Consider the following 23,953-nt stretch of genomic DNA (forward strand, 5'->3'; position numbering starts at 1 on the left):
CTGTATACGTCATCCTCAGATTCCTTAATTTCTCAGTCGATAGGGGAAAACCACAGACCATTACCTAATGACAATGATCTGTGGGGAGACGATGCGACAAAAGCGATTCATTGATTCGCGGCGGAAACAGGTCTGGCCGGTGTCGAACTTCCACTCTGCGGCTAATGGTCAGGACGTATCCTGAACCAGATGGCGTACATTGCCGGCAGGAACACCAGCGTGATGATGGTGCCACCAAAGGTCCCACCAATCAGGGTATAGGCCAGCGTTCCCCAGAACACCGAGTGCGTCAGCGGAATAAACGCCAGAATGGCGGCCATCGCCGTCAGCAACACTGGCCGGGCTCGCTGCACCGTGGCTTCCACCACCGCATGGAATGGCGCCAGTCCCTCCTGTTCGTTGTGATGGATCTGCCCTATCAGGATCAGGGTGTTACGCATCAGGATCCCCGACAGCGCAATCAGCCCTACCAGCGCATTGATGCCAAACGGCTGGTTAAAGAGCAGCAGCGTGGGCACCACCCCAATAAGCCCCAGCGGCGCGGTGAGGAAGACCATCACCATCGCTGACATCGACCGCACCTGCAGGATAATAATCAACAGCGTCATGGCGATCATGATCGGGAACAGCGGTGCCATCGCCTGGGTGGCTTTTCCGGATTCTTCAATAGAACCCGCCTGCTCGATGCGGTATCCGGCTGGCAGCGTATCGATGACCGGCTGCAAGGCTTTGATGATTGCCGTGGAGACATCCGGCGGCTGCAGGTTTTCGGCAATGTCCCCCCGCACGGTAATGGTCGGCGTACGATCGCGACGGCGCAAAACAGGATCTTCCATTTGCACCTCAACCTCACCTATCTGAGATAACGGAATGCGCTGGCCGGAAGCTCCTACTAAGGTAAAGCCCGCTATTTTTGCCGGGTCGAGCCGGATATCTCCCGCCGCGCGCCCCATCACCTGCACCGAACGGATATCTTCACGCACAGAGGTGATCGGAACCCCTGAAAGCAGGAACTGAAGCTGCTGCGCGACCGCATTCGATGTCAGCCCCACCGCCTGCAGGCGATCCTGATTGAGGGTGAAATGCAGCGCCGGTACACGCGGCCCCCAGTCGGTGTTGACGGTCCTCATCATCGGGCTGGCCTGCATCACCTTTTCGACCTTGTCTGCAATTTCGCGCAGTGTGGCGGGATCCGGCCCCATCACCCGGTAGGCCACCGGATAAGGAGAATACGGACCGAACACCAGTTGAGTCACGCGCACACGCGCCTCAGGTGCCAGGCCGCTGGCCGCCGCTTCGCGTAGACTGAACTTGAGCGCCTCGCGGGCCTCCTGACTGTCCGTCAGCACGACAATTTTCGCAAACGACGGGTCAGGCAGCTCAGGCGCCATGGCCAGATAAAAACGCGGCGATCCCTGCCCGATGTAGGACGTGACGATTTTTGCCTCTTTCTGCTTTCTCAGCCAGGCTTCGATTTTCGCCGTGGCGGCGCTGGTCTGCTCAATCGCGGTGCCATAAGGCATCTGCACTTCAACCAGTACCTCCGGGCGGTCGGAGGTAGGGAAAAACTGTTTTTTCACCAGCCCCATGCCGAGTATAGCGACCGTAAAGAGCGCAATAACGGTACCGGCGACTATCCATTTGCGCGCGATGACGCGGGTCAGTAACCGGCGAAAGCGGTTGTAATGACGGGTGTTGTAAATCGCCGCATGCCCGCCCTCCACCGTTTTGATTTTCGGCAGCATTTTTACGCCCAGATACGGCGTAAACACCACCGCCACGATCCAGGAAGCAATCAGGGCAATACCGACGATCCAGAACATGTTGCTGGTGTACTCACCGGCAGTGGACTGGGCAAAACCGTTGGGCATGAATCCGACGGCGGTGACTAACGTGCCTGCCAGCATCGGAGCCGCCGTGTGACTCCAGGCATAGGCCGAGGCTTTGATGCGGTCGTAGCCCTCTTCCATCTTCACAACCATCATCTCGATGGCGATGATCGCATCATCGACCAGCAACCCGAGCGCCAGGATCAGCGAGCCCAGAGTAATACGGTCAAAGTTTTTGCCGGAAGCCTCCATCACCACAAACACAATCGCCAGCGTCAGCGGCACCGCCGCCGCAACCACTACACCTACCCGCCAGCCCATACTGACGAAGCACACCACCATGACCACCAGCAGCGCGACGAAGAATTTGATCATGAACTCGTCGACGGCGGAACTGATGTTGACTGACTGATCGGTGACCTTGGTCAGCGTCATGCCCAGCGGCATGCCCTCATTGATTTTGGCCGTTTCCGCATCCAGCGCTTTACCTAAATCCAGACCGTTCCAGCCGTCGCGCATAATGATGCCCAGCAGCAATGCCGGTTCACCCTGATTGCGGATCATGAAGGTCGCAGGATCTTCGTAGCCCCGTTCAACGGTTGCCACGTCAGAAAGCTGCAGGGTTCTGCCCTGCACGACAACGGGCGTTTTGCGGATTTTATCCAGTTTGTCGAAGGCGCCATCCAGGCGGATAAAGACCTGCGGCCCCTGGGTGTCGATCGAACCGGCGGGTGTCAGGACGTTCTGGCTGTTGAGGGCGGAGAAAATATCCTGAGGCGAAATCCCCAGCGTGGCCAGCCGGTCATGCGAGAACGAGACAAAGATGCGTTCGGCCTGTTCGCCAATGATATTGACCTTCTTGACCCCCGGCACATGCAGAATTTGCTGGCGCAACGATTCCGCATCGCGCACCAGCAGTCGCTGTGGCTCGCCTTTGGCCTTCAGCGCAAAGAGCGCAAAGGTCACGTCGGAGAATTCATCATTGACCATCGGCCCGATGACGCCTGCTGGCAGGTTTTTGGTCTCATCTCCCAGCTTCTTACGTGCCTGATAAAACTCTTCCTGCACCTGTGAAGGCGGCGTGCTGTCCTTCAGCGAAAGCATGGTAAAAGCCAGTCCGGGACGCGTGTAGGTCTCACTGCGGTCATACCACTTGAGCTCCTGCATACGCTTTTCCAGCGGTTCAGCCACCTGATCCTGCATTTCCTGCGCGGTGGCACCCGGCCAGGCAGAAATGATGGTCATCTGCTTGACGGTAAAAGGGGGATCTTCAGCCCGTCCAAGTTCGAAAAATGAAAGAATACCGGCCACGGTAATCAGAATAATCAGGAACAGTGTGATTGAGCGCTCACGCACGGCGAGCGCTGAAAGATTGAATCGCCCCCCGCTCATGGCTGGCTCCCGGCGACGCTGGTAGCGCTTTGTTCGGCCATGCGTACAGCCTCACCGTCATGCAGCAAATGCGCCCCGAGAGCGACCACCTGTTCACCCGGCTTTAAGCTCCCGGTCACCCTCGCCGCATCGTCACCCAATCCCTGCACCTGCACGGGCCGCCATGACACTTTGGCGGGCTTACCCGAAATACTCCAGACGCCCGGCCCTTTACCAGGATCATAGATGGCCGCTAAAGGCACCTGCATCACCTGACCCGGTAATTCATCGTCTGCAATATGCAGCGTGACGGTGGATCCGAGCGGGGCATTCGCCAGTGTTCCCTCAAGCACATATCTCGCCTCGAAGGTGCGGGTTAGCGGATCCGCCGCATCGGAAAGGAGCCGCAGCTTCGCAGGGACAGCCTGTTTACCGCTACCGTACAACGTTGCTTCGGCCTCACTTCCGGCCACCGGGCGTAACGTCTCAGGCAACTGCACGATGGCCTCGCGTTGCCCTGCTCTGGCAAGCCGCACCACCGGCTGCCCGGCACTGACAACCTGACCGGGTTCAGCCAGCGTATCCATCACCACGCCGTCGGCGTCAGCCAGCAGCAGGGCGTAGCCCGTGGCGTTTTCTGCCAAATTGGCCTGTGCCTGAGCCGCACTGAGTTCCGCTTTGGCCGTATCGGCGGCGGCCTTTATCTGATCGTAGGCCGATGCCGACACTGCGCCTGTAGCGACCAGACCGCGATAACGCACTTCGTCACCAGTGGTTTGTTTTGCACGGGCCCGTGCCGCCGCGACGGCCTGTTGCTGAGCCTGTGCCTGCAGACTCAGGTCAACCGGATCCAGACGCATCAATGGCTGACCGCGTTTAACGGTCTGGCCGGTATCGACCAGGCGTTCAAGGATTTTGCCCTGCACTCTGAAACCGAGATCGCTTTGAATCCGGGCGACAACAACGCCGGTAAATGCGCGGGAGGCATCGGCAGCACTCACCACGGTCGCAGACCTGACAAGAGGAGGCTGATTACGGGGATCGTCGATGCCGGAAGAGTCGCCGCAGGCCACAAGGGCAATCGGCAACAGGCAAACAGCAAAGGTGGCAGGATTAAGCCTGAGCATGGGTTCCCTTAATTGAATTAGCAGGACAGTAACCGCATTCTCAGACTAGTGACCAATAATGTCAATAGTCACTACTCAGGGGGACAGACTTCTCAGTATCAGTGAGGAGAGAAGTGCCGCCGCCGCCGGTGCCGTTTCCAGATTGTATTGCAACTGTACCGGACTGATGTAAGGCCGCATGACCAGATATATTGCGTGCGCAGCCTCATCCAGCGGCGTTTTTCGTTCAAACTCTCCCGCCTGCCGGCCTTCAACAATGATTTGCTCAATCAGTTTTCTCAGACGCTCTTCATGAGCCTCAGCCGACGGCCACTTGTCCCGCGCCGCCACCGCTGCAATGTCATAAAGTTTGCGATCGTGAAAAAACAAATCACTGCCAGCTTCAGTCAGTGCCCTGAATAAACGCCGCAATTTTTCCGAGGCCGAGGGGGCATCTGCAATCGCTGAATTGACAATCGCCATGATCATCGCCAGCCGGTTAGTGCAGATCACCTCACCGATCGCCTGCTTGGAATCGAAAAATTTATAGATATAAGATTTTGAAAATCCTATTGATTTAGCCAGTTCTGACACGGTGGTTTTTTCATAACCAAAATGCCCGAAATGCTCTGTGGCAGCGTCAACGACCTGATCACGGACACTGTGATCCGATGGCCCCCTTGGGGGACTTACATTTATGTGTTTAGTCATTTTTCCAGCTTAGCTCAACGAGCCCTGATTAACAACGAGTGACCATTTGGTAATGTAGTCACACTCCAAAACTGTCTCATGGAATATCAATGTTCCCCCTCCTTCGCACACAGCAACGAAGTTCTGAAAGCGAATGGTGTGGTTATGCGAAATACTTACGCTTACCAATACATTGGCACTACTCATGAATAATATCATCGTGAACATTACCCCGGAGAACAAAGGTTTTTTGGCGTTAAAAGTGGAGAGCATCTCTGCTGGATTTAACCTGCTACGCACACTAGATGAAAACTGGCTGAGCGGGCAAAAACGCTTTGATAAGGCAGGTGAGAACCTGTTAGGTTTTTATGCCGACGGAATACTCGTTGGCGATGGGACGTTATCGCAGGTGTTGCCGTAATGACTGACGGCATACGGCGTTAGCTCTGCCCGCAAAACGGATGCCTGCGGGGCATCAAAGCACTTTGTAGATCTCAGAAATAACCTGCATCGTTGCGTCTTCGATCGTTCCTTCATTACGGCATAAAAACCAGCCGTGATCTGTAATTTCTCGCTCGAACGCGCTTGTACAAGCGACATGATCTTCCAGCTTATGAATCACAGTACTGCTCAGCCCGCGCGTTCGGGCCGCGGCCCTTGCCCATGAAATATCAGGCGCAGTAACCACCCCAACATGCAGGTCTGGCATTCGCACGTTTCGTTCGATGTTAAGCTGTAAAATCTCGGCAAATGGCACCATCCGGCGAAACGCGGCTTCTGACGGGTACCAACGATCCATCAGGATAATGCTGTCCGGTGGCTGTTTAGTCAGCACGTGCCGGGAAATCCAGGCGCGGCTATCCGCAAAGCGCTCACAAACTTCCAGTTCCAAATCCTGAGCGGGATTTCTGGCGAGCCTGTTCACGTGGGCCATGGTTTCCTTTCTGAAGGGATCGCTTTTTTTCTCGCAAAGTCGGATCACCTTCTTGTTGTCCGCCCTTAGGACTTTGGTGATGGCCTCCAGCAGGGTGGTTTTGCCGACGCCCTTGGGCCCATCGAGAGAAATAAACAAGGGACGACTCATTCCTGAAATGACGATTGAGATACGGTTTTGGTAAAGCTCAACTTTGGCAAAAGCATCTTACTTCCTTCGTGTGAACGGCTGACCACCCTCTTCGTTCGTCGGATCCGCCTGGAGAACGGAAATATCCCAGGTTAAACCTGTATTATAAGCAGGCTGGCATTTTCGGGAAGGTATGCGTGAAGAGCGGACATTTCAGAGTGATTTTAAACAGTGTTTTACCGAAAGCACATAAATCGTTTGTATCCATACGAATGAATTAATCTGGCATTCAATCATGAGCTGCCAGATTTTTGGAAAGGTCGAACTTTGGTGATCAGCTGTCAATCTTGATGACGATTTTACCGAATGCGCCACGGGAAAGGTGTTTAAACGCTTCAACGGCATCGTTGAAGCTGTAAACCTGTTCAATGACGGGCTTGATATTATGTTTATTCAGGAACGGGTTCATACGGTCAAAAGATGAACGAGGTGCGACAGCAATACCACGAAGCGTCGTTTGACGGAAAATCAACGGCATCAGATCGAGCTGAGATGTCTGACCGGTCAGAAATCCGACCTGAGCAATTGTCCCGGCAACTTTTGTCGCGGCAACAGACTGGTTAATGCCGTTACCTCCGGCAACTTCCACCGTGACATCGGCTCCCTTGCCCCCGGTTAATTCCAGGACTTTATTTTCCCAGTCAGGGTGTTTTTTATAGTTGATCCCCTCATCAGCACCTAACGCCTTTATCCGCTCAAGATTGGTATCACTGCTGGATGTCGCAATGACACGTGCACCATACGCATGGGCAATCTGTGCAGCAAACACAGAGACACCACCGGTTCCCTGTACTAAAACAGTTTGTCCGGGTTGCAGATTGCCAATATCCATCAGGGAATACCATGCCGTTAATGCGGCGATAGGCAGTGTTGATGCTTCTTCATCCGTCATACTTTCCGGGGCTTTAACAGCACTGTCCTCATGAATAATCATGTATTCAGCCAGACCACCCGGCAGCGGCATGCCCATACACCAGGAAGGTTCGTCTGCTGCAGGCTCCCCCTCTAACCAGCGCGAATAGAGGTGTGAATTAACCCTGTCACCGGTGCTAAAGCGTGTAACACCGTCCCCCACGGCAACAACTGTTCCCGCTGCATCAGAAACAGGAATAAGGGGCTTTGGCACCAAATCAGGCTCGTAAAAACCCTCAACAATCGCTTTATCCCTGAAATTTAGTGATACGGCGCCCACTTTAACTAATAATTCGCCAGCACCGGGGGTCGGAGTATCAACCTCCTCCAGTTGCAGATTTTCAAGGCCAAAATCTTTCAGTAACCATGCTTTCATTTTTTGCGTCCACGTTGTCCGGATAAGATGCGGTAATGATAAAGACTGGAAGTCAGGGGAAAAAGCCACAGAAAAGGACTTCAGTGTTATTGCAGGGGAAACAATCCGGCTGGGGTATAATTCACAATATCAGTCATGAAACGTTGGATAACCCCTGGGGAATAAAATCGATGCGCTCTAATCTGCTTGAGTTAATGAGTACATTTGTTCAAGTCGTGGAGCTGCGGAGTTTCACTAAGGCGGCTGATGCCCTGCAATTGCATCGTCCTGCTGTCAGTAAATTTATAAAGCAGCTCGAAGATGACTTAGGCGTAAAACTACTCCACCGCACCACGCGTAACCTGAGTGTCACTGTTGAAGGTGAAGAAGTTTATCAACGCGCTAAAGCGTTGCTGAATGATGTTGGCGATATGATGGCAACGGTTTCCCCAAACCAGCCTCCTCATGGGCGTCTTCGAATTAGCGCGCCGCTGGCACTCTCCCACACTATTCTCATCCCCTCTTTGCGTGAATTTCAGGCTCTCTACCCTCAAATCGAAATCGTACTCACCGCGTCAGATCGCCTGACAGATTTGATTTCAGAAGGCATTGACTGTGTTATTCGCCTGGGAGAACTTGTTGATTCAAGCTTTATCTCTCGCCGTATTGGTGAGGTTCAGATGGCTACCTGCGCAACGCCTTCCTATCTGGATAAATACGGTATTCCGCTGACGCCAGGTGATCTGGTGCATCATAAAGCCATTAACTTTTTCAGTGAAAATAGTCGTGAAGTTATGGAATGGAAGTTTGTCGTGGATGGGCACGTTGTCTCACAACGTCCGGGAAGCACCATGTTGGTGAACAATTCAGATGTGCTTTTGTCATGCGGATTGGCGGGAATGGGGATATTCCATGCTCTGAGAACAACAGTGGAATCGCACATTGATTCAGGCAGGCTGACAGAAATACTCACCGAGTATGCAACCGTCACTAAGCCTGTCTCTATTTTGTATCCTGATCGACGTTATCTTCCCCCCACTGTACGGGCGTTTGTGGACTGGTTTTCAGACGTTTTTGCAAGTAAGCATCAATTTTAAGGCGTGATTGAATTAATTTTTTCCGCCCTGCTTGCCGGGTGGGTAAGTTAATCACTCAATTTCATATTTCAGGCCGCCTTTATTCATAAGCTTTACGGGTGGAACAGATACTTTCCGCTCCTGAGCAACAACAGAACAGCTCAGAGCCAACAAAAGTGATAAAGAAACCCCGGCTTTCATAAACGACCCTCTCTCTCCGGCTGCATTAAAGTTTGTGCCACTCTTTCTGATAAGGCGCGTTAACCACGCCATTATCACAATCGATTTATTACGCATCCGACTCCCTATTTGACTCGCAAGGGTGAGATTACTTAAAAAGCACCGGCAAGGCGAAACGAGTCAAAGCGCTGATTGATTTTTTAATGATGAAAACCAAAAAATAGCTGCCCACTGAGCCTGTTAAACATCCGCATTCGTTTACAGGAAAGTCTCTAAAAGTGAAGGATTCGAATTACAGGAACACTTAAATTTCAAGTGCAGTGCGGATTGCGGCTTCCATTTTCTCCGGGGTGGAGATCGGTGCAAAACGCTTGAGCGGTTTACCGTCGCGCCCGATCAGGAATTTAGTGAAGTTCCACTTGATCCGCCCACCCAGCACGCCGGGTAATTCGTCTTTCAGATAACGAAATACCGGGTGTGTTGCAGCGCCGTTGACCTCCACTTTCCCGAACATCGGGAAGCTCACACCGTAGTTGATGTGACAGGTCTGCGAGATTTCGTCGGCACTGCCGGGTTCCTGCTTGCCGAACTGGTTGCACGGGAAACCAAGCACCACCAGCCCCTGGGCGGCGTACTTCTTGTAGAGCGCTTCAAGGCCTGCGTATTGTGGGGTAAAGCCACAATGGCTGGCGGTATTCACCACCATAACCAGCTTGCCAGCGTAGTCGGCCATCGGGATGATTTGGCCACTCAGGCTGGTGGCCGTCAGTTGATAAAAGGTGTTCATATCGCAATCCTCAGTGCAGAAAGAGTTCGACGTCGACACGCAGCGCTGCAGGAGCACACAGTGTGGGTCGTGACACGTAGATCCTGCCGCTAAACGCGTAATTAAATCGTGTGCAATACATCTTTGCAAAACTGAACGAAAAGGACAACAAACTGGTGACCTTTGACCTGCCCGACATTGATTAACACATCATGATGGGTCCGCTGCGGACATCAGGGGAAAAGCAGCCTTTAACTCCACTGGACGTTATGCTGGCTAAACAATTGAAAACAAAAGTCGCATTTCATGAAGTAGCGAGTAATGTCAGCGATGATTTTAATTTATCAATAAAAGTGCTGACCCGCAGAGGCAGGTAGCGTGTTGTTGGCAGAACAGCCCAGACAGATAAATCCTGAGGTCTGGCATCTGACAACTCAATCTCAACAAGTGTGCCTTTGCGGATTTCTTTCATGACATCCCAGCGGGTAAGTTGGGCAAGTCCCAGACCTTGAGCACAGAGTTCTCTTACGCCTTCAACGTTATCCGAAATGAAACGTCCCTCAACACGGACCCTGAAGACGTCGCCACCACGTTCAAAAATCCATTGAGGTACGCTGCTTAATCTCAGGCAATGATGCTTCTTCAAATCCTCTACCGATGTAGGCATGCCATTAACTTTCAAATAATCGGGTGAAGCACAGATTACACGAGGGCTGTCAGCAATTTTGCGGGCTATCAGTGTGGAGTCTTTTAACGGGGCGATACGTATTGCCACATCAATGCCTCTGCCGACAATATCAACCACATCTTCGCTTAGCTGAAGATCGATACTTAGCTCTGGATTATCTGCCAGTAGCTCAGAAATGAGAGGCAAAATATTTCGGCGCCCGAATCCTGATGGCGCAGTGATTCTGAGTAATCCTGCGGCCCCTTGTGTTGACGGAGAAAAAAGTGCCCTGGCTCCCGTCTCTGCCTCAATAAGTGCCTGCGCATAAGGCATGAATTCCATGCCTTCCTGAGTTAATGAAACAGATCGAGTGGTTCTCTGTAACAGGCGGGTTCCCAGCTCGCGCTCAAGCGACGCGAGGCGTCTCGAAACTGCCATTGCTGAAATACCCTGTCGTTTCGCCGCCTGAGTAAGGCTTCGTGTTTCAGTTATTACGAGAAACAGCGATACGTCATGAAGATTCATGGTGACCCCGATAAATGAATCATTGTAACCGTCGTTGATTAAGCAAAAGGAGAAAACACAATTATAACGACAAACGTTATACGGCCTTATCATTTCGCCCTGTTTATGCCCTGTTCAACAATGATTATATTGTATTCATGATTTAATTTTTCAGGAAAACTCATGAAGACATTGTCCCTTTTCACTTCCGGCAGTATCGGTAACGTCACCCTAAAAAATCGTCTCGTGGTGGCACCTATGACTCGTGTCACCGCCTCTGAAGAGGGGGTCGCAAGCGTACGTATGAAGGCTTATTACGAGGGCTTTGCCCGTGGTGGATTTGCTCTGGTTATATCCGAAGGCATTTATATTGATAAGGAATGGTCTCAGACCTATGCCTTTCAGGCGGGATTAACCAGCCCGCAACAAGTTGCAGGATGGCGTGAAGTCACGGATGCAGTTCATCAACAAGGCGGCCATATTTTTGCTCAAATTCAGCATTCAGGGGCGCTATCACAGGGTAACTATTTCCGTGAAGGAACCGTTGCGCCAAGTGCCGTTCGTCCGGTTGGCAATCAGATGACATTTTATCGCGGGGAAGGTGAATATCCTGTTCCTCGCGAACTTGGCGAAGAAGAAATTCAGGGCATTATCCGCAGCTTTGCCGATGCCGCGTCACATGCTGTTCTCCAGGCTGGCTTTGATGGTATAGAAATCCATGGAGCAAATGGATATTTACTCGATCAATTCTTCACGGATTACACTAACCTGCGCACTGACTGCTGGGGGGGTGATATCGCAGGCCGACTTCAGCTTAGCCTTGAAGTCATTAAATCTGTCAGACAACGTGTAGGTCAGGCCATCCCAGTGGGTATCAGAATATCTCAGGGGAAAGTAAATGACTTTTTCCATAAATGGGCTAATGGTGAAGACGATGCACGGATAGTGTTTACGCTGCTCGCCGAATCAGGTATCGATTATCTTCATCTGACCGAGTATGAAGCCTGGCAGCCGGCATTCCCCGGTAACTCACTCTCACTGATTGAACTGGGACGTAAATATGCCCCCCACCTCACCATTATGGCTAATGGTAGTCTTCATGATGAATGCCGGGCATTGCAGGTGATGGAAATGGGCGCTGATTTCATAGCATTAGGTCGAGGTGCGCTGGCAAATCATGACTGGCCAGAACGAGTGGCCAACGGCGAAAGCGTTCGGGAGTTTGATAACGCGATCCTCGGACCCATAGCTAATATTAAGGATTCTGAACTTTCTGTCTGACTCTTTCCCCGGGTAACTTCCCGAGGTTTAATCTCATCGTTGAACGAAAGCAGAGATTTGGCTGATCAAGTCACTGTTAGCTATCGCCCCGCTGACCGGCGTTATTCGGCACTGAGCTTTACACCGTTGCAGAATGCGCGTCGTCAGAGATAATAAACTCAGGCTCATAGCTCACAGGGAAGTTTACTGATCTGGCAATAAAGCACACTTTATGGATCTCATGGTGAATAGCCATTGCAGCATCAATATCAGTACCGGCTACGACAGTAATTTTTGGCCTGAGTACCGCAGACAGGAAGCGCCCGGCGCCATTTTTTAACACCTCACCTGTTGCTACCGGTGAATCTTCATAATCCATTACAGTGATGCCCGCATCTGACGCCAGATGTAAATACCACAGCATGTGACATGCAGAAAGAGAGGATATAAGCAGGTCTTCCGGATTCATTTTACCGGCGTCACCCCCCAGTATCGGATCATTAGAACAATGTATTATTTCCTTTCCGGCGACAGAAATATCCCATGTCCGGTCGTATGAACGATAGCCTGATGTCCCTTTCCCCAGATTTCCTGTCCAGCATATATGTGACGAATAACTGTGTTCCATAAATTTTCCGCTCCAGTTCTTAATGGCTTTTACCGCAAATCATTGTCAAAGTGCTTACACAGATGGCATAATGGTATACCATTTAATCATCAAGTAAAGTAGGTTTTATGAGTTCGGTTCTTCTTTCGACCGCGGATATGCTTGCCAGTGAGCTAAAAAATCTAATCAATAACGGCTCACTGCGGGACGGAGATCGTCTTGTGGAAAGAGACCTCGCCAGCCAGTTTTCTGTCAGCCGCATCCCGCTGAGAGAGGCGATTCAGAAGCTTGAGAGGGAAGGCTTAGTTGACGTTTACAGAAACCGCGGAGCCGTCGTCAGGACGCTTACTGCTCACGATGTTGACGAAATTTATCAACTCCGGGCTTTACTGGAAGGTGATGCTATTTTTCAGAGTCTTCAAAACATGGATTCTGAAACGCTTACGCGGGCAGAGCTTGTTCACAAACTTCTTGGCAGCGCCAGCGAACCCACACAACAGGGACAATATAACCGGGAATTTCATGAGCTGTTATACCGCAAGTGTAAAAATCAGCGCCTGCTGAAAATGATAAATGAATTACGCGCACAGATAGAAAGGTATGAGCTTTTGCAGCATCGGTTACTGTCTGAAACGCTCACGTTTCAGGATGAACATGAGCATATTTTAAACGCCTGCCTGCGGGGCGATCCCGCTGCTGCTCGCGACTATACCGTTGAGCATATTCTTTCTGCCGGGCTGATTCTAAAAAGCTATATAACCAACCGGTAATCCAGGCGCTGCTGCTCGCGATAAAAACTAAACGACAGCGCTTTGCAGGATCCCAGCTACATATGGAGGACGTATCCGGATATGGAGGACGTATCTGGCAGAGAGTTTTAGCCTTGATTGTTCTGGTAAAGATCCCAGCGGTTGCCGTATAAATCTTCAAATACAACCACTGTGCCGTACTCCTCTTCACGAGGCTCTTCGGAAAATTTAACGCCTTTTGATTTCATAGATTTGTAGTCGCGCCAGAAATCATCAGTCTGAAGAAAAAGGAATACCCTGCCGCCGCATTGATTGCCGATAGAATCTTCCTGCCTCTCATTTGAAGCCCGTGCAAGAAGAAGATTACAATCGCTTTCCGGGTTAGGCGTAACTACGACCCAACGTTTCCCCGGCTGCGGTGTATCCTCAACGAGGGTAAATCCCAACTTTTCCGTGTAATACTCAATTGCCCGATCATAGTCATCAACCACTATGGCCACATATCCCATACATCGCTTCTGCGTTCTCATTACTGCTCCGTCAGGTTTCAGACATAACTGCCTATAAACATCTTTTAACACAAACGTTCCCTATTGGCAGTCTGGATTGGTCCAAAATCTGACGTCTTCTTTTCGCACCGACTGGCAGTATTGCGGGAAGCTTTGAGCGAGGAGCGGACCTCACGCATCCCTGCTAACATTGGCTCTGAGCAGTGGGAATTGAACTTTGCGATTCATTACGAATTCCCTACTGCCTTTGCAGCCAGCCTGATTCACCGTAACTTTTGAATTACTGATCCTAATTAATCTGTCCATTGTTGCCATCGTGGTGAAAAACATGAAATTCGAAACCGGATTCATGGCCATAAATCACGGTCTTGTTCCCCTCACAGTAATCGTATGAGGTCTTTATGCTGATAGCGCAGGTTTCAGACATTCACGCCTCAACCGAAAATGATCATCTGTTTCGGTTCGACCAGGTACTAAATTGGCTTACGCATCTGCAACCGGACGTACTGGTACTTACAGGTGATCTAACGGATGGGCATTGGCAGGAAGGTTATAAACAGATAGCTGACCGCCTGAACCAGCAAAATTACCCTTCATTGATCCTGCCGGGTAACTCAGACGACCGCAGTCTTATGCGTTCGGTTTGGGGTGAGAACAGATGGTTGCACCATGCCCAAGGAGAGGCCTTGCACTTAATCCATAACACAAGCGATCTTCGCCTGATTGGCTTAGATTCGACGATTGATTATAAGGATTACGGCAGTGTAACTGACCATCTTGAATGGTTGGATAATCAACTTAGCGACACAGGCGGTCCTCCGTCATTGCTGTTTATGCACCATCACGTATTTGCATCTGGTATACCGACGCTTGATGAAACGATGTGCAGAGGTCTAACAGAAATGGAAGATTTGATTAGACGCGCCCCGGCCAGACTACTCGCCATTTCTACAGGCCATGTCCACAGACCCATAGCGGGTATGTTTGCGGGCGTACCTGCTTACATTTCTGGCTCCGTCTGCCCGGCTAATCCTGTCTGGTTTGGAGCAGTAAACGTTCCTCCTGCAAATGACCCGCCAGCATTGATGATTCACCGCTACGTCAGTAACTCTTTTACCAGCCATCACGTTTGCGTTTAAGTGACATACAGAAACTCATAGATTTTCTGACCCCCAGTGATTAACACATCATGATGCAAGGAATCTCCGCTTTTGGCGCACAATTGCCTGCTCAAACCGTGACGGGCTAAGCGCGCAGATCTTCATAGGATACGATGACATGCTCTTGGAAAGCAGGTCTCAAGGCGATATTTTCATAATACGATCGTAGTCTGGGCAAAGGTTCTCGGACTACGTCTATGTCGTAATAGCGGTATAACACATGACCAAACTGGATGTCGGCCAGAGAGAAATTATCGCCAGCCAGAAAGCTGTGTTTTTCGAGCTGCGCTTCTGCGATTAAAAGATTTCTCTCTAAATTCACCATCGCTTCTCTGATTGCATTTTCGTCTCGATTTTCCTCCGGTGTCCGGACAACACGCCAGAACACTGGAGCGGTAAAAGCCGTCGCGACATTAATTTTTGACCATTCAGCCCATCTATCAACGTTAGCTTTTTTCGTGTCATCAGAAGGCCAGAAGCTTTCTGCTCCGTAGCGATTAGCCAAATAACGGAGAATTGCTCCCGTCTCCCACAGAGGCGGAGCAGAGCCATCCTGCAGAACCGGAATGGTCCTGTTTGGGTTAAGTGAATAGAAAAAATCAGTCTCAGTTCCTTTATACTTATGCCCTATGTCGTGCCTGACATACCGCAATTCCATTTCTCCAATGCACCACATCAAAGCCTGAACATTCGAAGACGTTTTTCGACCCCATACAGTTAGCATCAGGATTCCTTTTGTTTGTAATATTTAGAGCAAATTACCACAGGCTCCGCCGAATTTATTGCCCATTTATTAACATATCGTGGCGATGGTAACGTCCGCTCCTGGCACGAAGCGGTTATCTGACAGAACTGAAGATCTACTGTGAGCGAAAAGCGGACCTATCATTATTGTGTGTTTCTCAAGGGGGAATAGCTTTACTTGAATACTTCAGTCGGTACCACGCGCAAGCTCATCTAATCTTTGACCAAAAACCCGATGGTAATTAACGCTCTTGATAACCTGAGCACCGAGAGACTCATAAAACTTCTGAGCCAATGGATCTGCTGCAACCGATAACCAATCGAGTTGAAAGCACCCCCGCTCTTGAGCACGGCTTGCTATAAAACCCATCAGCTTTCTGCCAATTCCTGCCCTTCTGAAAGGTGCAGAAACAAAAAGCTCTTTGATAAACATTTGTCCACTGAAACGTGGTGAGGGATACATCACTGAAACACATGAAAACGCAACTATGACGCCATCGCAAACCACTTTGTGAACTTCAGTACTGGAGTCGGGTGCAAAGACCTTATCCTTCAGATAAGCGGACATGTCACTCCTCGACAGGCAAAGTCTTTGGTTATAGTTGGTTTCCATTTCGATAAAAATATCAGCCAAATCATCATATTCGTTTGGTTTGCAGATGGTGATGTCCATGTATGCCCCTTAAGAAAAATGTATTGATTTATCATAGCTTAACGACAAGTCAAAGTGGTGGAGCTATCAGCAAAGATCTCTACAACACATCTTTTAAAACCACCTATAGCGATAATTTTTGCTATTAGCAATTAGCCGATAACAGCAGCTATGAGCGAGAAGCGGAAGTTCATAGTATTTTCAGAGCGCGCGTGGCTGTGTGGTTGTCAAAACATGTTTCAAGCTATAGTGTACAAACAATCATCAACAGCTTGAGATAAATTTCATAATGGCACGGAGAAAAGAACTGAGGGGTATAGTGAACGCCCTTATTAACTCATTTAATAGCCGTAATAATGATATTAATGGTTATTGGGCAATAGGAAAGTTGAAGGGATTATCTTTAAAAACATATTCTGACCCAATCACATTGAACCTTCTCTCAAATCCTCCTTTATGTCAGCATGACTTATGCAAACAGATTCGGGATCAACAAACATGCAAGCTAATGTATCTTTTGGATGCACAAAAAATACCAAGAGAGTGGGTTTGTCATGCGAGAATATCTATTCATTTTTGCTCAGTAAAGCCCACGAGCACTGAGACATTCCGAAGCTCGTTAGGTGAGTTTTATCGGTGTATGTGTGAAATAATTGATGATAAAGGAAAGTTGTTTATAGCAAATTCCTATGGATATTGCTTGCCACACTCCACTGAAAGAGAGTTTCAGCGACTAAAAGAATAGAATGGATATAGTTACTAACAATATACCGACAGTGTAATTTCATCAGGCTTCTATGTGCAAGGAGCGAACATTAAACCTAAAAGCACATCCCAAGTGACAGCAGCTCGGAAGTGTTTTGATTATCCTTGGGGATTCTGTCAGTTCTGTGCTGGGTTATTCATAACATTCTGGCCATCCACCGCTGATAGCAGAGGGAAGCGAATGTTATTGATTAGTGAGATTCGAATATTTTTGCTGAACTGTACTGAAGGAGATAATGGCAATGGTCTTAATAAGGGCTGCAGAGTTAAAAGATATGTCCTCTCTAAAAAAGCTTTTTCTGCAATTGGGCTATCAGACAAGCTCAGAGAGTTTAAAACTACGCATTAATGAAGTACATAGCAGTCTTAGTATTTTAGTTGCTGAATTAGATAAAGAAATCTGCGGGGTTGTTGTTGTGAACTTTATCACGCCTGTCCATGAAAATGGCTTATGGGCATTAATCTCAGCACTGGTCATAGATGAGTCGTCACGTGGGGCGGGGATAGGTCAGAAACTTCTCCTCGCCTCTGAGCGAATCGCCCTTGATAAAAGATGTTCTCAGATTGAGCTATCAAGCAGTGAAAGAAGAGTCAGAGCGCACAAATTTTATGAAAGCAACGGATATAAGGAGGTAAGAAAGCGCTTCGTAAAGGTCCTCACTGACCTGCCCACTGTTTATTAACACCCTAGGTGCTAGCAACGTCTGCTCCTGGCACAAAGCTGCCAGCAACAATGCTTTCCGAGCGGACATAATTCTTGCACTACTCTACGCTCCCAGCCTCAGGGGTTCCCTGATGAAAAACCAACTTCCACTGCCCGCTATCAGAACACGCCCAGCATGAAGAACGAAGGGCTGCCCAAGTACCATCCGGATTAAAGGTTCTGTAGTGCAGTATTGCGAAATCTTCTTTAATGCTGATGAGCCGGAAGTCATTGCTACGAATGGCCGGGACGCACTCTTCGCCTGTAAGAGAATCTATCGTCTCCTCACGATCAACTTTCACCCCTGAACGTGTGATTTCAATGAACTCGGGGTGCAGTATATGTTCCAACCATTTCCGATCGTTGCGTTTGTCACCGTGAAGGGTACATTCGAGCGCTTTCAGCTTTTCCAGAAGCATTGCGTTCCTCCTCGTTAAATTCTGGCAGTCACTCTTAGCATCATAATCATTTTGCGACGCATTGCTAACCAGAGTCCTACAAGGTATAGACTGCATCAACCTGGTACATTTTAAGGAACATGATATGCACTCTCTCGTCGTGTTATGTCGTATCAATCATGGCTATCACAGAGCCACTCGCTGATGAGAACAGTATGACAGCGCGCACCCGGCATCATTTTTTCCAGGCCGTCTGTCAGCATCCGGCCTGCCGCTCAGCCATCCGGCCTTGAGCCGGACTAAAGAGGATAAGTCATGTTTAAAGGTCTCAGCGCGTTTCCGCTTACCCCGTTTATCGACGGCTCCCCTGATGAGAAAGGATTTCTGAGAATACTGCGCAGGCTGACGGAGGCGAAGGTCGATTCCCTTGGCGTACTCGGATCGACGGGCAGCTACGCTTATATGACGCGTGAACAACGTGGGCGGATTGCCCGACTGGCAGTAGAGAATGCAGGAAATATTCCGGTGATGGTCTGTGTGGGAGCTGTAAGCACAGATGAGGTGCTGCGGCTGGCCGATGACGCACAGGCAGCCGGTGCCGGTGCACTCCTGCTGCCCCCGGTTTCATACCAGGCGCTGCATGATGACGAAGTATACGGACTTTTCGAAACGGTCGCCCGTCACGCATCGGTGCCGCTTTGTGTCTACGACAATCCGGGCACAACCCATTTTACCTTCTCGGATGAGCTGCACGGTAAAATTGCAGCGCTGCCCGGCGTACACTCCATCAAAATTCCGGGCGTCCCAGCAGATGCTGAGGCGGCATCTGCCCGTGTAAGAAATCTGCGCAACCGGCTACCTGCAGACGTCACAATCGGCATCAGCGGTGACAGCTCGGCTGCCACAGGCCTGATCGCTGGCTGTGAGGTCTGGTATTCGGTGTGTGGCGGCTTATTTCCCGCTGTGGCAAAAAAGATCACGGAAGCGGCGGCGGCGGGCGATCACACTGCCGTCCGGGCACAAAACGAACGCCTCAGCCCACTCTGGGCGCTTTTTGGTCAGCACGGTGGAAGCTTCAGGGTCATATCAGCTGCCGCCGGTCTTCTTGGCCTGACTGATGTTAACTGCCTGCCCCGTCCGTTATTACCGCTGCGGGCAGACCAGCTCAATGAGGTGAGGCGCGTAATATCAGATCTTGAACTGGCCTAAGTGCTGCCCGTAACTGAGTTTCCTTCGCAAGACGGAGCCTGGCGGATATTCTGGCCACCGTGCGGGCTGAAGTGGCATTTGATTACGAGTTGAAGGCCCCACCTTTAAAGCCCGAATCCACGCAGGATCGTAATCCTGGCTATACGTAAAATAATCGGCGTTAAAATAATCAGGCTCCGGGAGTTGATTAATTCTTTCGAGCTGGGCCAGCGTATCCGCTGCAACGTAACGGCGCATTTCTGGCGACTGAAGCGGCGGCGGTGAATTGCTCACAAAGGCACAAAGATAGAAACTATAAAAGCTCTTCACCTGGTTTATAGCCTGCTGATTAGCGTCTGGGACGGAGCTACACGCGGTGACAAAAACATGGCGAGCACTATGAACACGCGCATCAGTTCTTCCTAAAGATTTGTAGGCCGGTTGCACCGCAGGATATCCGCCCCCCGGATACATGCTGTTTTCTCTGAAATCTGAATACCAGGTCGTACCGTCTTACATTGTCATATGCCCGCTGGGATTACCGCCGGCATAGGGCTGAATGATAGCCACATCACCGGCGATCACTGTCGACCCCGGCGGAACCTCTCGAAAGCCCGCGCGTATAGAATGCGCAACGATGGATCGAATGAGAACCCGCACGCGATCTGATTTGCGAAATTGCTTCATCTCTGCTCCAGACCATCCATGCGCCCCTATTTAAATTTGAGTTAACTTCGAAAACCCGAAGCATTTAACCATACAGAAAACAGGGGAAAACAGCGGTATATCATCGCAATTCAAAATCATCGATTAAATGATATTCGGCATCAATTGCAAGCAACTGTCTTGTGTGTGGCGACGAGACAGAGATTAGTGGCGGGGACAAACTATGACAGTCAGCTATGAGCGAGGAGCGGAAGCTCGCATTTGTTCTTTGCTAACCACCTTGCATTGTAATCAACTATCAACATGTCCAACAAAAGCTAACATGCTGATTTTATCCGCCTTCTTTACATACATATAAGATATCTTTATTTTATTTTAAACGATTGTCTTGCAATAAATATCTGTGTTACAGAGTATGGCCTGAACAATTTACGTCAACATTATTAAGATTTTTCTCTTTAGGCTCTCTGATCTTAGAATGATCAAAAAGCCATAATTTAAGGATGAAAATATATGTCTATAAAGCAGACTCTGCTGGCTCCACCTTTAAAAACTGGTGATACGATTGGTTTTTTTTCCCCGTCCTCTCCCGTTACAGTGACGGCACCCAACCGGTTTAATCGCGCAAAAACCTTTCTTGTGAATAAAGGATTTCACCTTAAAGCAGGTAACCTGACAGGCCAGTCAGACTTTTATCGTTCAGGTACCATTAAAGAACGTGCTGATGAGCTCAATGCTCTTATTCGCGACCCTGAAGTACGTTGCATTATGTCCACCATTGGTGGAAGCAACAGCAATTCACTTTTACCATATATTGATTACCACACCCTTATTCAGGATCCCAAAATAATCATTGGTTACTCTGACGCTACTGCTCTACTAGCAGGAATTTATGCCAGAACAGGATTGGTTACATTTTATGGGCCGGCACTCGTTGCTTCTTTTGGTGAATTCTCTCCATTAGTGGACGAGACATATCATTCATTTAGCGAAATACTAATGGAGCCTTTTAACGTCCCCTATTGTTACACTTTGCCAAAAGAATGGACGGATGAGCGATTGAATTGGGACGGCATTGAGAAAGTGAGGGACAAGATACTTTATGAGAACAAGTGCCGTTTTTTGGGAACCGGGAGTGTTGAAGGACGAGTAATAGGGGGTAACCTCAACACACTTTCAGGAATTATGGGCAGCAAATGGATGCCTGAAATAAAGCACGGCGATATATTATTTCTAGAAGATAGCCTAAAAGATATTGCTACAGTTGAGCGCTCATTTTCAATGCTAAAAATAAACGGTATATTTGACAAGGTCAGTGCTATTATTTTAGGAAAACATGAACTTTTTGATAATGCAGGAAGTGAGCGGCAGCCTTTTGATATTCTACAGGAAGTATTGGGCGGCAGGTCTTTACCCATAGTGGACGGCTTTGATTGCTGCCATACACATCCTATGTTAACTCTGCCGCTTGGCGTATTATTGAGCATAAACTTTGACAATCGCAGCGTCGTAATAAAGGAGGAATACTTAAGCAGATATGTCTCCTGATGGTTAGCACACATTCAAAGAACGATGTCCGCTTCCCCCACGCAGCAGAATTACGTGCGTGAATGGCCCGCTATGAGCGAGCAGCGGACATATAGCATCTCAATCGCTAAAGGAGCACCAATTAGAGGATGTAACGATAGGTTGAACACCTTATGGTAGATGATGCCCTTAGAGCATTACAACGCGAACCGTTTGAAAGGATCATTAGAAAAAACTCATGAGCAGACGACTTAACAGAGATAATCGAAGCAAAGTCAGAAATATTCCCAGGCGCATAAATGCTCTTAACCGTTGGGCTGTTACATTTTGCAACCCGGAACGTGCTATTTTTCCTGAAGATGAACATTACTGGAATTTTAAAATTCCTGTGGCGATCAATCTTATTCAGGGTAAATATAGTACGGTTAAAACCAAAGCTTCTTGCGCGCAAGCTTTAATTAATGCATGTTCGAATCTCATTGCCGCAACTGCGGATATGTACTATAGCCCCCGGATTACCACTGTTATTTGTCTTCCCGATATGTTTACGAGCGAAGTCTGTCTGTATCGTTCAGAAGACTATTACCAAAGCTTCATAACAGAAAGGCGTTCTGATAATGATGCTTATGCGTTGATCAAAGATCGCAGCCTTGCTGCTGAGTGGGGGCTCATTCTACCTGAGAATGTGCAAGAGTTGGGTATCACATTCGAATACTATGGGAGTGAGGACCGGGAAGAATGGTTTACTGGAGAACGCTGGTATTATGGTCAAGTTATATGAGGTTTTTAATAAATTATCTAGTGATCAACTAATTAACACGTTATCAATGTTACTGATTTTCAACGTCCGCTTCTGGCACACAGCAGACAAACACGTGACGCTGAAGGTCTGCTGAGAGCGAAAAGCGGATATTCACAGCCATCAATCTAGCTACTTAATAGCTGTGATATATGGTTAAACTTGCGGAGATTATTCTTGGTGATTATCCTCTTTCACAGATTTAAAATTCAGTTGCTATCACTCCTGCATCTTAACGACCACTTTTCCTTTCGCATGTCCCTGAGCAAGATAGGCAAGAGCCTCCTTCGCCTCTGCAAAGGGAAACACCTTATCGATCACAGGCTTGAGTTGTTCAGCTTCTATGAGTTTGCCAATTTGGGTAAGGTGATCGCCATCAGGACGGACAAAAAGAAATGAATAGCTCAGACCCCGTTTTTTCGTAAGACGCATAATCTTGCGGCTCATCAGCCCGAAAACTAAACGCAGGAGGAAGTTTAATCCCCGCGCTTGGGCGAACGCGGCATCTAACGGGCCGATGAGAGAAACAATCTTTCCCCCAGACTTAAGAATTTGGGTGGATTTTTCAATTAAATCGCCTCTTACAGTGCCGAGAACAATATCGTAGCCGCTCAACACCTTTTCAAATTCTTGTTTCTTATAATCAACCACTTCGTCTGCGCCAAGACGACTCACCCACTCGACGTTGCCTGAACTCGTTGTCGTTCCCACCTTTGCGCCAAGGTGCTTCGCCAGTTGGATAGCAAAACTGCCAATGCCCCCGGAACCTGCTGGGATGAAAACCTTTTGACCAGGCCGCAACTTAGCCCGCTCTGTCAGCACTTGCCATGATGTAAGGCTCACCATCGGCAAAGAAGCAGCCTGAACGAAATCAAGATTTGAGGGTTTCATTGCTGCGGCGCTGTCAGGCACCACTGCAAATTCGGCAAGAGATCCCGTTCCCCTGTCGAAAATACTGGCAAAGATTTCGTCACCTGGAGTGAAACGCGTCACACGACTCCCCACGGCAACAACAACCCCGGACAAGTCGCTGCCCAATGTGGCGGGAAGCTTAAAATGCAAAACCGGCTTAAATATTCCGGTTGGGATCATGTTATCTACCGGGTTCAGACCAGCCGCGTAAACTTTAACCAGGATTTCATCAGCATTAATTGCAGGATAACCGACGTCATCGAATCCTGATTCAGGGGACTTACCATAGTGTTTAAATGTAAATGCTTTCATCGTCTTAGTCTTCATTTGTCGTTTACCCTGTCGCGTTTGTCAGTAAAGTTTTTCTTAGCGGATCTGTTGCTGAGTAAAAAGGCAATCCCCAGGAACAGCTCGATAAACACGGCGAAAAGGATCTGCCCGTTAACATGTCCTTCGCGCCATTCAACGATGCCCAGTACGGCTAAAATAATAGATATCGTGCTGATACCGGCGGCCAGCGCGTAGCGAGTCAGTGAAGGCTCTGCATGTCTGGCGAATAAACACATCACCCCTATTCCCGCAAAAAATGCGGCAGAGCGACGACTCACGACTCCTGTACCACTCGTAGATTCAATTCCCCATTGAGTTAAGAGCTGTTCCGGGAAAAACATCCATACCGTGGCCAGTATGAAAAAAAACACTGAGGTCAGAATAGCCAGTTGAGAAAATTTCATT

The 23,953-nt window shown here is 49.2% G+C and carries 25 protein-coding genes and 1 pseudogene; 9 read left to right on the forward strand and 17 right to left on the reverse strand.

Annotation, left to right across the window (positions count from 1 at the left end; genetic code table 11):
• Positions 1-161 precede the first annotated feature (161 nt).
• From I2123_RS14180 to I2123_RS14190, 3 genes are all read right to left on the reverse strand, one after another.
• Positions 162-3,221 carry an efflux RND transporter permease subunit gene (locus tag I2123_RS14180; RefSeq protein WP_213050792.1) on the reverse strand — a complete coding sequence of 1,020 codons (3,060 nt, stop codon included), beginning with the start codon at positions 3,219-3,221 and terminating at the stop codon, positions 162-164.
• On the reverse strand, positions 3,218-4,327 hold the full coding sequence (locus I2123_RS14185) for an efflux RND transporter periplasmic adaptor subunit (RefSeq protein WP_213050793.1): 1,110 nt from the start codon (positions 4,325-4,327) through the stop codon (positions 3,218-3,220). The genes I2123_RS14180 and I2123_RS14185 overlap by 4 nt, the downstream gene beginning before the upstream one ends.
• 75 nt (positions 4,328-4,402) lie before the next feature.
• Positions 4,403-5,017 (reverse strand): TetR/AcrR family transcriptional regulator, encoded by a 615-nt coding sequence (locus I2123_RS14190; RefSeq protein ID WP_213050794.1) that lies wholly within the window; start codon positions 5,015-5,017, stop codon positions 4,403-4,405.
• A 184-nt stretch (positions 5,018-5,201) separates the two neighbouring features.
• On the opposite strand from I2123_RS14190, the gene I2123_RS14195 reads away from it, so the two are divergent.
• On the forward strand, positions 5,202-5,417 hold the full coding sequence (locus tag I2123_RS14195; RefSeq protein WP_213050795.1) for a hypothetical protein: 216 nt from the start codon (positions 5,202-5,204) through the stop codon (positions 5,415-5,417).
• A 54-nt stretch (positions 5,418-5,471) separates the two neighbouring features.
• Here the strand turns inward: I2123_RS14195 and I2123_RS14200 are convergent, their stop codons facing one another.
• Entirely contained in the window at positions 5,472-6,080 is a 609-nt protein-coding gene (locus tag I2123_RS14200) for a dTMP kinase (protein ID WP_213050796.1), read from the reverse strand.
• A gap of 313 nt (positions 6,081-6,393) precedes the next feature.
• Positions 6,394-7,407: a zinc-dependent alcohol dehydrogenase family protein gene (locus I2123_RS14205; protein ID WP_213050797.1), complete on the reverse strand. Its 1,014-nt coding sequence runs from the start codon at positions 7,405-7,407 to the stop codon at positions 6,394-6,396.
• Positions 7,408-7,577: 170 nt separating this feature from the next.
• Between I2123_RS14205 and I2123_RS14210 the strand changes: the two genes are divergently transcribed.
• Positions 7,578-8,483 carry a LysR family transcriptional regulator gene (locus I2123_RS14210; protein WP_213052520.1) on the forward strand — a complete coding sequence of 302 codons (906 nt, stop codon included), beginning with the start codon at positions 7,578-7,580 and terminating at the stop codon, positions 8,481-8,483.
• A gap of 51 nt (positions 8,484-8,534) precedes the next feature.
• Here I2123_RS14210 and I2123_RS25490 read toward each other — a convergent pair whose 3' ends face one another.
• The 3 genes from I2123_RS25490 to I2123_RS14225 all read right to left on the reverse strand — a co-directional run bounded on the left by I2123_RS25490 (position 8,535) and on the right by I2123_RS14225 (position 10,600).
• Positions 8,535-8,759 (reverse strand): hypothetical protein, encoded by a 225-nt coding sequence (locus tag I2123_RS25490; RefSeq protein ID WP_244879826.1) that lies wholly within the window; start codon positions 8,757-8,759, stop codon positions 8,535-8,537.
• A gap of 187 nt (positions 8,760-8,946) precedes the next feature.
• The gene (locus I2123_RS14220) at positions 8,947-9,429 is read right to left on the reverse strand and encodes a glutathione peroxidase (RefSeq protein ID WP_213050798.1); all 483 of its coding nucleotides are present in this window, start codon (positions 9,427-9,429) and stop codon (positions 8,947-8,949) included.
• A gap of 283 nt (positions 9,430-9,712) precedes the next feature.
• The gene (locus I2123_RS14225) at positions 9,713-10,600 is read right to left on the reverse strand and encodes a LysR family transcriptional regulator (RefSeq protein WP_213050799.1); all 888 of its coding nucleotides are present in this window, start codon (positions 10,598-10,600) and stop codon (positions 9,713-9,715) included.
• Between the two features lie 162 nt (positions 10,601-10,762).
• Between I2123_RS14225 and I2123_RS14230 the strand changes: the two genes are divergently transcribed.
• Entirely contained in the window at positions 10,763-11,860 is a 1,098-nt protein-coding gene (locus tag I2123_RS14230; protein ID WP_213050800.1) for an NADH:flavin oxidoreductase, read from the forward strand.
• 118 nt (positions 11,861-11,978) lie between these two features.
• Here I2123_RS14230 and I2123_RS14235 read toward each other — a convergent pair whose 3' ends face one another.
• A complete protein-coding gene (locus I2123_RS14235) occupies positions 11,979-12,467 on the reverse strand; it encodes an OsmC family protein (protein WP_213050801.1) in 489 nt (162 codons plus the stop codon).
• A 107-nt stretch (positions 12,468-12,574) separates the two neighbouring features.
• Between I2123_RS14235 and I2123_RS14240 the strand changes: the two genes are divergently transcribed.
• The gene (locus I2123_RS14240) at positions 12,575-13,216 is read left to right on the forward strand and encodes a GntR family transcriptional regulator (RefSeq protein WP_213050802.1); all 642 of its coding nucleotides are present in this window, start codon (positions 12,575-12,577) and stop codon (positions 13,214-13,216) included.
• Between the two features lie 107 nt (positions 13,217-13,323).
• Here the strand turns inward: I2123_RS14240 and I2123_RS14245 are convergent, their stop codons facing one another.
• Positions 13,324-13,725: a VOC family protein gene (locus I2123_RS14245; protein WP_213050803.1), complete on the reverse strand. Its 402-nt coding sequence runs from the start codon at positions 13,723-13,725 to the stop codon at positions 13,324-13,326.
• Positions 13,726-14,105: 380 nt separating this feature from the next.
• On the opposite strand from I2123_RS14245, the gene I2123_RS14250 reads away from it, so the two are divergent.
• The gene (locus I2123_RS14250) at positions 14,106-14,843 is read left to right on the forward strand and encodes a metallophosphoesterase (RefSeq protein WP_213050804.1); all 738 of its coding nucleotides are present in this window, start codon (positions 14,106-14,108) and stop codon (positions 14,841-14,843) included.
• Positions 14,844-14,949: 106 nt separating this feature from the next.
• Here the strand turns inward: I2123_RS14250 and I2123_RS14255 are convergent, their stop codons facing one another.
• Positions 14,950-15,588, reverse strand: coding sequence for a glutathione S-transferase family protein (locus I2123_RS14255; protein WP_213050805.1), 639 nt, complete (start codon positions 15,586-15,588; stop codon positions 14,950-14,952).
• A 207-nt stretch (positions 15,589-15,795) separates the two neighbouring features.
• Positions 15,796-16,281 carry a GNAT family N-acetyltransferase gene (locus I2123_RS14260; protein WP_213050806.1) on the reverse strand — a complete coding sequence of 162 codons (486 nt, stop codon included), beginning with the start codon at positions 16,279-16,281 and terminating at the stop codon, positions 15,796-15,798.
• Between the two features lie 986 nt (positions 16,282-17,267).
• Here I2123_RS14260 and I2123_RS14265 point away from each other — a divergent pair.
• Complete coding sequence (locus I2123_RS14265) at positions 17,268-17,708, forward strand: GNAT family N-acetyltransferase (protein ID WP_213052521.1); 441 nt, start codon at positions 17,268-17,270, stop codon at positions 17,706-17,708.
• Between the two features lie 79 nt (positions 17,709-17,787).
• On the opposite strand, the gene I2123_RS14270 is transcribed toward I2123_RS14265, so the two are convergent.
• Positions 17,788-18,147 (reverse strand): nuclear transport factor 2 family protein, encoded by a 360-nt coding sequence (locus I2123_RS14270; protein WP_112165763.1) that lies wholly within the window; start codon positions 18,145-18,147, stop codon positions 17,788-17,790.
• 294 nt (positions 18,148-18,441) lie between these two features.
• On the opposite strand from I2123_RS14270, the gene I2123_RS14275 reads away from it, so the two are divergent.
• Positions 18,442-19,335 carry a dihydrodipicolinate synthase family protein gene (locus I2123_RS14275; RefSeq protein ID WP_213050807.1) on the forward strand — a complete coding sequence of 298 codons (894 nt, stop codon included), beginning with the start codon at positions 18,442-18,444 and terminating at the stop codon, positions 19,333-19,335.
• Here the strand turns inward: I2123_RS14275 and I2123_RS25495 are convergent.
• Positions 19,315-19,644 carry a DUF3828 domain-containing protein gene (locus tag I2123_RS25495; protein ID WP_420834337.1) on the reverse strand — a complete coding sequence of 110 codons (330 nt, stop codon included), beginning with the start codon at positions 19,642-19,644 and terminating at the stop codon, positions 19,315-19,317. The genes I2123_RS14275 and I2123_RS25495 overlap by 21 nt on opposite strands.
• 82 nt (positions 19,645-19,726) lie before the next feature.
• A pseudogene (locus I2123_RS25715) lies at positions 19,727-20,017 on the reverse strand (hypothetical protein).
• Between the two features lie 476 nt (positions 20,018-20,493).
• On the opposite strand from I2123_RS25715, the gene I2123_RS14285 reads away from it, so the two are divergent.
• Positions 20,494-21,528, forward strand: coding sequence for a S66 family peptidase (locus I2123_RS14285; RefSeq protein WP_213050808.1), 1,035 nt, complete (start codon positions 20,494-20,496; stop codon positions 21,526-21,528).
• Positions 21,529-21,745: 217 nt separating this feature from the next.
• The gene (locus tag I2123_RS14290; RefSeq protein ID WP_213050809.1) at positions 21,746-22,288 is read left to right on the forward strand and encodes a DUF3916 domain-containing protein; all 543 of its coding nucleotides are present in this window, start codon (positions 21,746-21,748) and stop codon (positions 22,286-22,288) included.
• Between the two features lie 237 nt (positions 22,289-22,525).
• Here I2123_RS14290 and I2123_RS14295 read toward each other — a convergent pair whose 3' ends face one another.
• Together I2123_RS14295 and I2123_RS14300 are read right to left on the reverse strand one after the other, a co-directional pair.
• Entirely contained in the window at positions 22,526-23,545 is a 1,020-nt protein-coding gene (locus I2123_RS14295; protein ID WP_213050810.1) for an NADP-dependent oxidoreductase, read from the reverse strand.
• Positions 23,542-23,952: a hypothetical protein gene (locus I2123_RS14300; RefSeq protein WP_213050811.1), complete on the reverse strand. Its 411-nt coding sequence runs from the start codon at positions 23,950-23,952 to the stop codon at positions 23,542-23,544. The genes I2123_RS14295 and I2123_RS14300 overlap by 4 nt, the downstream gene beginning before the upstream one ends.
• Position 23,953 lies beyond the last annotated feature (1 nt).

The organism is Rahnella inusitata (assembly GCF_018288855.1).
GTDB classification, from domain to species: domain Bacteria; phylum Pseudomonadota; class Gammaproteobacteria; order Enterobacterales; family Enterobacteriaceae; genus Rahnella; species Rahnella inusitata.

Coding starts and splice junctions, on each gene's coding strand:
- I2123_RS14210 (WP_213052520.1), top strand. CDS start 7,578: ATGCGCTCTAATCTGCTTGAGTTAATGAGTACATTTGTTCAAGTCGTG.
- I2123_RS14190 (WP_213050794.1), bottom strand. CDS start 5,017: ATGACTAAACACATAAATGTAAGTCCCCCAAGGGGGCCATCGGATCAC.
- I2123_RS14295 (WP_213050810.1), bottom strand. CDS start 23,545: ATGAAGACTAAGACGATGAAAGCATTTACATTTAAACACTATGGTAAG.
- I2123_RS14185 (WP_213050793.1), bottom strand. CDS start 4,327: ATGCTCAGGCTTAATCCTGCCACCTTTGCTGTTTGCCTGTTGCCGATT.
- I2123_RS14260 (WP_213050806.1), bottom strand. CDS start 16,281: ATGGACATCACCATCTGCAAACCAAACGAATATGATGATTTGGCTGAT.
- I2123_RS25490 (WP_244879826.1), bottom strand. CDS start 8,759: ATGCGTAATAAATCGATTGTGATAATGGCGTGGTTAACGCGCCTTATC.
- I2123_RS14240 (WP_213050802.1), top strand. CDS start 12,575: ATGAGTTCGGTTCTTCTTTCGACCGCGGATATGCTTGCCAGTGAGCTA.
- I2123_RS14275 (WP_213050807.1), top strand. CDS start 18,442: ATGTTTAAAGGTCTCAGCGCGTTTCCGCTTACCCCGTTTATCGACGGC.
- I2123_RS14265 (WP_213052521.1), top strand. CDS start 17,268: ATGGTCTTAATAAGGGCTGCAGAGTTAAAAGATATGTCCTCTCTAAAA.
- I2123_RS14285 (WP_213050808.1), top strand. CDS start 20,494: ATGTCTATAAAGCAGACTCTGCTGGCTCCACCTTTAAAAACTGGTGAT.
- I2123_RS14220 (WP_213050798.1), bottom strand. CDS start 9,429: ATGAACACCTTTTATCAACTGACGGCCACCAGCCTGAGTGGCCAAATC.
- I2123_RS14245 (WP_213050803.1), bottom strand. CDS start 13,725: ATGAGAACGCAGAAGCGATGTATGGGATATGTGGCCATAGTGGTTGAT.
- I2123_RS14225 (WP_213050799.1), bottom strand. CDS start 10,600: ATGAATCTTCATGACGTATCGCTGTTTCTCGTAATAACTGAAACACGA.
- I2123_RS14250 (WP_213050804.1), top strand. CDS start 14,106: ATGCTGATAGCGCAGGTTTCAGACATTCACGCCTCAACCGAAAATGAT.
- I2123_RS14300 (WP_213050811.1), bottom strand. CDS start 23,952: ATGAAATTTTCTCAACTGGCTATTCTGACCTCAGTGTTTTTTTTCATA.
- I2123_RS14195 (WP_213050795.1), top strand. CDS start 5,202: ATGAATAATATCATCGTGAACATTACCCCGGAGAACAAAGGTTTTTTG.
- I2123_RS14230 (WP_213050800.1), top strand. CDS start 10,763: ATGAAGACATTGTCCCTTTTCACTTCCGGCAGTATCGGTAACGTCACC.
- I2123_RS14200 (WP_213050796.1), bottom strand. CDS start 6,080: ATGAGTCGTCCCTTGTTTATTTCTCTCGATGGGCCCAAGGGCGTCGGC.
- I2123_RS14270 (WP_112165763.1), bottom strand. CDS start 18,147: ATGCTTCTGGAAAAGCTGAAAGCGCTCGAATGTACCCTTCACGGTGAC.
- I2123_RS14290 (WP_213050809.1), top strand. CDS start 21,746: ATGAGCAGACGACTTAACAGAGATAATCGAAGCAAAGTCAGAAATATT.
- I2123_RS14235 (WP_213050801.1), bottom strand. CDS start 12,467: ATGGAACACAGTTATTCGTCACATATATGCTGGACAGGAAATCTGGGG.
- I2123_RS14205 (WP_213050797.1), bottom strand. CDS start 7,407: ATGAAAGCATGGTTACTGAAAGATTTTGGCCTTGAAAATCTGCAACTG.
- I2123_RS14180 (WP_213050792.1), bottom strand. CDS start 3,221: ATGAGCGGGGGGCGATTCAATCTTTCAGCGCTCGCCGTGCGTGAGCGC.
- I2123_RS14255 (WP_213050805.1), bottom strand. CDS start 15,588: ATGCTAACTGTATGGGGTCGAAAAACGTCTTCGAATGTTCAGGCTTTG.